Genomic DNA, 6,123 nt, shown 5'->3' with positions numbered 1-6,123 from the left:
CGCGTATTCAAGGGCGACTCCTATGCGATCGGTATTGAGACTGCGGCCTTTGCCGAATTCGCAAAAAAGGCATCGACTCACAAGGTCGTCAAGAGAACGCGTGAAAGCATTGGAGACCGCAGCCTGATCATCGGCGTCGATCGCCTCGATTATTCCAAGGGAATCACGCAGCGCATCGACGCATTCGAGCGCTTCATCCTGGCCAATCCCGCCCAGCATGGGCATGTGACCTATCTGCAAATCACACCGAAGTCCCGCTCCGAAGTGCCGGAGTACGAAGCCATGCAGCGCATGGTTGCCGAACAGGCGGGCCGGGTGAACGGCGCGCTCGGCGCCGTCGATTGGGTGCCGATACGCTATATCAACCGGTCGATAGGCCGCCACATTCTTGCTGGGCTTTATCGGCTCAGCAAAGTTGGCCTCGTGACGCCGCTTCGAGACGGGATGAACCTCGTCGCAAAGGAATACGTAGCCGCGCAGGATCCGGACGATCCCGGCGTGCTTCTGCTTTCACGTTTCGCCGGAGCTGCTCGCAAGCTATACGGAGCGCTGCTCGTCAACCCGTACGACATAGAGGGTACCGCCAACGCCATGGCGCGTGCGTTGAGCATGCCGTTGGAAGAACGGAAAGAGCGCTGGAAGACGATGATGGACTACTTGCTGGAACACGATGTTACGCGCTGGTGCGACGATTTTCTCAAGGATCTGACGGGCAGACCGGATCTGCCTGGAGAGCACGCCGATGAGGCGCGGGTTCCGTATCCGGAAGAAGCCGGAATAAAGGCGAGCGACTAAACTTCCTCTCGCAAGTCGTGCTTCATGCTTGAATTCACCAGGCCCGCCGACAGGATCAGATATTCTCCGGCGTGAAGATGTCGAAAGGCAGGAAGGTCTGTCCCGGCACACCGGCCGCGCCTCGGTCGATTGCCCCGATCATCAGGCTGATGGTTTCTCGCACGAGCGCGGGAACGGGGGTTGCTATTGCCATCGTGACTGCCTCGTCGGCAAGGGCTGCGCGGGACTCCGGTGTGAGCTCGTTGACAACCACCAGCAGCTTGCGTTCGAGTTTCTCCTCTCTGATCGCCGAAATTGCACCCTCCATGCCGCCGCCGCAGACGTAGAAACCTATGAGATCGGGATGCCGCCGCAGAAGATCGAGCGTCGCCTCGTGGGTGATCTCGGCCGTATCCAGGTTCACCATCGTGTCGAGCACTTCGAATTCGGGCGCGTTCTCGCGAAAATAGGAGCGGAACGCAATCTCGCGCAGTTCGTGCCCGTGGAAGCGGTGGCTGCCGACAAAGGCCGCGACCTTTCCGGGGCGTTTCGCGGCCTTGGCAATCATCCAGGCTGCGGTTCGTCCAACCTTGTGGTTGTTCAATCCGACATAGCCCTCGCGCACGCCGGCTGCGAAATCGGAAAGCAGCGAGAAGACCGGAATGCCACGCTCCTTCAGCTCTTCTATCGCTGCCGTGACGGCGGGATAATCCGGTGCAACAAGCGCGATCGCCTGGTTGCGCGCCGCCATTGCCTTCAGCTTATCGGTGATGCCTGCCGGGGTGGAGTTGGGAACGAAGTCCACCTGAGGGAGCGCACGAACGTGGGTGAGCGACAGCGCCGCGTTCTCGATCTCCTTCGCGACCGCCTGATAGAAGGATTGCTGCGGTTTTTGCAGGAGAAAGCCGAGACGATATTGCGGAAGATCCTCGAACACGCGTTGGCGCAGCAGGCCGACGGCGTGATAGCCGATCGTCTTGGCCGCGTCGTAGACCCTTCGCGCCGTTTCCTCGCGCACCGGATGACGCCCGTTCAGGACACGATCGACGGTGGCAACACTTACGCCCGCCGCCTCGGCAAGATCCGCGATCGTCGGTCTCCGCGTCATGGCGCTACCTCCCTGAAATTATCCTCTCAAGCATGAAGTCGTCGTCATGATGTAATTTGAGAGAATATATCATCACTGCATTGAGAGTTGTCAAAAGTCAACATACCCTCCTCTCATCGAATGTGAGGCGCAGTCGGGAGTGCGCTTCGGGAGGACGAGATGACGACGGTTGCTACGAAAAGAGATTACAGCCTGCTGGGCCGCGATGCCGAGGCGGCAGTCGCCAGCGGGCTTTCCGCAGCCGAGTGGTATCACACGGAGATTCCGCGCAAGCAGATGAAGGAACTCATGAAACGCGAGGATGGGCCGGCCATCCGCGACACCTGCCTCTGGTTGGGCAGCATGGTGCTTTTCGGCGGGCTCGGCGTCTATTTCTGGGGCACCTGGGTCGCCGTACCGTTTCTTCTCGCCTACGGCGTTCTCTACGGCTCGGCCTCCGACAGCCGCTGGCACGAATGCGGCCATGGCACCGCGTTCAAGACGATGTGGATGAATGACGTCGTCTATCAGATCGCCTGTTTCATGATCATGCGCAATCCGGTGACCTGGCGCTGGAGCCATACCCGCCATCACACCGACACAGTCATCGTCGGCCGCGACCCGGAAATCGCCGTCATGCGCCCGCCGGACCTTCTGCGCCTCGTTCTCAATTTCTTCGGCATCATCGATGTCTGGCACGCGATGATCGACATGGTGCGGAATGCATTCGGCGTGATCAGCGCCGCCGAGAGGACCTTCATTCCAGAAATGGAGCAACCGAAGGCGATCCTGGTCGCCCGCATCTGGCTGGCGATCTATGTCGCGACGATCGGCCTCTCGCTCTATGTCGGTTCCATTCTGCCCTTGATGCTAATCGGGTTGCCCCGCCTCTATGGCGCCTGGCATCATGTGCTGACCGGCCTGTTACAGCATGGCGGTCTTGCCGACAACGTCACCGACCACCGGCTGAACAGCCGCACGGTCTATATGAACCCGGTGAGCCGCTTCATCTACTGGAACATGAACTATCACGTCGAGCATCACATGTTCCCGATGGTGCCCTACCACGCGCTGCCGAAGCTGCATGCGATGATCAAGCACGACTTGCCGGCGGCGAACCCGTCCATGCTCCACGGCTATCTGGAAATGATCCCGGCCTTCCTCAGGCAGCTTAAGAACGAGGATTATTTCCTGAAGCGCGAACTGCCGCCGACGGCAAAGCCCTATCGCGAAGAGTTCCATAGCGATCGGCTCGTTCCGGCCGCCGAGTGATCGGCGAAGCAAACCAATCAAGACAAGCAAACCGATGGAGGAACCCATGAGCTCGAACTGGGTCGAGGTCTGTGCGGCCGATGAGATCGACGAGGAGGACGTTATCCGCTTCGATCACCAGGGGCGCACCTTCGCCGTCTATCGCAGTCCCGATGACGAATATTTCGCGACCGATGGGCTTTGTACCCATGAGCACATTCATCTCGCCGACGGGTTGGTGATGGACGACATCATCGAATGTCCCAAGCACAACGGCCGTTTCAACTACAAGACCGGCCAGGCCAAGGGCGCCCCCGTCTGCGTCAACCTCAGGACCTATCCGGTGAAGGTTGAGGCCGGCAGCGTCTTCATCGCGATTTCCTGACGACAACTGCCTTAACGCCGAACCGGCGGAGGGAGGAGAAGGCATGACACATATCGTCATTGTTGGCGCCGGCGAATGTGGCGCGCGGGCAGCATTTGCACTGAGAGAAAAGGGCTTCGATGGTGAGGTTACGCTGATCGGCGCCGAACCGCATCTTCCCTATGAGCGTCCGCCCTTGTCGAAGGAGGGGCTTTCCGAGGCGCCGAAATACGTTGCGAGCGCCGAGCGCTACGAAGAGGCGGGGATAACCGTGCTCACGAATGCCGTCGTGGAGAAGATCGCGCGTGAGGATAAGACGGTGCGGCTTTTGGACGGCCGATCGATCAAGTATGACAGGTTGCTGCTCGCCACCGGCGCGCGGCCGCGGGCGTTTCCAGGCACTTCCGAAAACTCCGAGCGTATCCGTGTGCTCAGAACCCACGCCGATGCGCTCGCAATCCGACCAGCCCTTACTCCTGGCCGAAAGATCGCCATCATCGGCGGTGGCTTCATCGGCCTGGAACTGGCAGCAACGGCGCGCAAGCTCGGCGCCGCGGTCACGCTTGTCGAGGGGCTGCCACGTCTCTTGACCCGCGGTGTGCCGGAGGAGATAGCCAATGTCGTTGCCGAAAGGCATCGACAAGAAGGCGTTGAAATCCTCTGCAGCGCGAAGATTGCGGCACTTGCGGATGATGGACGCGAGGCGCGTGTTCTCTTTGTCAATGGCGGCAGTCTTTCCGCCGATCTCGTTGTCGTCGGCATTGGGGCAGTACCCAACACGGAACTGGCGGAGGCCGCGGGCCTTGCGATCGACAATGGCATTGCCGTCGACGAAACGCTGCGGACGTCCGATCCCGACATCTTTGCCGCCGGCGACTGCTGCTCCTTCCCGCTGTCGCATTACGGCGGGCGGCGGGTGCGGCTCGAGGCCTGGCGCAACGCCCAGGACCAGGGAACGCTGGTCGCAGCCAATTTGATCGGCGGATCGGAGCCCGTCTCCAGCGTGCCGTGGTTCTGGTCGGATCAATACGACCTGACGCTGCAGATCGCCGGCCTTGCCGACGGCGCGGTCGCGACGGTTCGCCGCGACATGGAGGCGGGGGCCTTCATTCTCTTTCACCTCGACGACGAAGGCCGGCTGATCGCCGCGAGCGGCACCGGCCATGGTAATGCCGTTGCCCGCGACATCCGCCTTGCCGAAATGCTGATCGCTGCCGGGAGCCGCCCAGACCGGCAAGCACTCGCTTCTCCGGACACCAAACTCCGGAAGCTGCTGGCGGCGTGAACGCCGCAAGAACAACCATCCGCCGCTGCATTCCCCAAGGGAGATCTCGATGAGACACCGCCGCCCGACTGTTGCCGATCTTCTGTCGATGAAGGGCCAGAGACAGCTCACCATGCTGCGCGTCGTAACACTTGAAGAGGCGGAAGCCGCCGAAAGGGCTGGTATCGACCTCGTCTCGGTTCCGCCCGCGCTGCTCGGCCCGGAATTCAGGGAGGCAGCGCCCTCCGTGTTCGCCTTTCCGGGCCTCGAATATGGCGATCATGTCACGGCCGACGACTATATCCGTGCGGCCTTCAAGGCACTGAAGGCAGGCGGTGATGCCGTCTATTGTGCCGCAAGCCTTTCGGTCATCCGACGCATGCGCGACGAGGGCATTCCCGTCTGCGGCCATGTCGGCCTCATCCCTTCGAAGGCGACCTGGACCGGCGGCTTCCGCGCTGTCGGCAAGACGGCGCAAAGCGCGCTTGAGGTCTGGCGGCAGGTAAGCGCGCTCGAGGAGGCGGGAGCCTTCGCAGCCGAGATCGAGGTTGTTCCGGCAGAGGTGGCGACGGCTATCTCGAAACGGACCTCGCTCCTGATGCTTTCCATGGGCGCCGGGGCCGGATGCGATGCCCAGTATCTTTTCGCCGAAGACGTGCTCGGCCAAAATCGAGGTCATTACCCTCGCCACGCCAAGGTTTACCGCAATTTTGCCGCCGAATATGACCGGCTGCAGCAGGAGCGCGTTGCGGCCTTCCGCGAATATGCCGAGGACGTGCGCTCGGGTGCCTATCCGGAAAAGGCGCATATGGTCGGTATCGAGCCACGGGAGCTGGAGGAATTCCTCGACAAGCTCGATGGGCAGGAGGGGACTTCGGCCCGCGCAAGATGACAACGACATCGCCGCGCGCTGTTTCAGACGCAAAAACGTCGCTACAGCACTTTGTATCGCCGCAGGTTTCAGCCTTTAATGGGCTCTCCAAGAAGCAGCGCAGTAGACACGCGAAAGCAAGGATGAATGATGCACACTTACGTTTTGACGGTATCCTGCAAATCCACCCGGGGCATCGTGGCGGCGCTTTCCGGCTACCTCGCCGAACAGGGCTGCAACATCATCGACAGCTCGCAGTTCGACGACCTGGAGACGGGCCTGTTCTTCATGCGCATCAGCTTCATTTCGGAAGAAGGCGTCGCCCGCGCGGCGCTCGAGGAAGGGCTGAGGCCGATTGCTGCGAAGTTCGCAATGGAAACGGCTCTTCACGACCAGTCGGAGCGTACCAAGGTGCTCTTGATGGTGTCGCGTTTCGGCCATTGCCTCAACGACCTGCTCTACCGCTGGAAGATCGGCGCACTGCCGATCGACATCGTCGGCGTCGTCTCCAA

7 protein-coding genes are annotated in these 6,123 nt (G+C 61.0%); 6 read left to right on the top strand and 1 reads right to left on the bottom strand.

Annotated features, from left to right (window positions below):
* A partial coding sequence (locus tag GHK62_RS24595) for a trehalose-6-phosphate synthase (RefSeq protein ID WP_234887038.1) occupies positions 1 to 795 on the top strand: 795 nt, incomplete at its 5' end.
* 55 nt (positions 796 to 850) lie between these two features.
* Here GHK62_RS24595 and GHK62_RS24590 read toward each other — a convergent pair.
* Positions 851 to 1,882 (bottom strand): LacI family DNA-binding transcriptional regulator, encoded by a 1,032-nt coding sequence (locus GHK62_RS24590; RefSeq protein WP_153441657.1) that lies wholly within the window; start codon positions 1,880 to 1,882, stop codon positions 851 to 853.
* A gap of 159 nt (positions 1,883 to 2,041) precedes the next feature.
* Here GHK62_RS24590 and GHK62_RS24585 point away from each other — a divergent pair, with 159 nt between their 5' ends.
* The 5 genes from GHK62_RS24585 to GHK62_RS24565 form a co-directional block, all read left to right on the top strand.
* A complete protein-coding gene (locus tag GHK62_RS24585; RefSeq protein WP_153441656.1) occupies positions 2,042 to 3,133 on the top strand; it encodes a fatty acid desaturase family protein in 1,092 nt (363 codons plus the stop codon).
* A 46-nt stretch (positions 3,134 to 3,179) separates the two neighbouring features.
* On the top strand, positions 3,180 to 3,497 hold the full coding sequence (locus tag GHK62_RS24580; protein ID WP_153441655.1) for a MocE family 2Fe-2S type ferredoxin: 318 nt from the start codon (positions 3,180 to 3,182) through the stop codon (positions 3,495 to 3,497).
* A 43-nt stretch (positions 3,498 to 3,540) separates the two neighbouring features.
* Positions 3,541 to 4,761, top strand: coding sequence for an NAD(P)/FAD-dependent oxidoreductase (locus GHK62_RS24575; protein WP_153441654.1), 1,221 nt, complete (start codon positions 3,541 to 3,543; stop codon positions 4,759 to 4,761).
* A 49-nt stretch (positions 4,762 to 4,810) separates the two neighbouring features.
* On the top strand, positions 4,811 to 5,632 hold the full coding sequence (locus GHK62_RS24570) for a 3-methyl-2-oxobutanoate hydroxymethyltransferase (protein ID WP_153441653.1): 822 nt from the start codon (positions 4,811 to 4,813) through the stop codon (positions 5,630 to 5,632).
* Positions 5,633 to 5,761: 129 nt separating this feature from the next.
* Positions 5,762 to 6,123, top strand: a 362-nt coding sequence (locus GHK62_RS24565; protein ID WP_234887037.1) for an ACT domain-containing protein, incomplete at its 3' end; no start/stop codon positions are given.

The sequence above is a fragment of the Sinorhizobium terangae genome (genome assembly GCF_009601505.1).
GTDB classification, from domain to species: Bacteria; Pseudomonadota; Alphaproteobacteria; order Rhizobiales; family Rhizobiaceae; genus Sinorhizobium; species Sinorhizobium terangae.
Note: the sequence above shows the minus strand (reverse complement) of the source record. Positions and strands in the feature narration are given on the sequence as shown.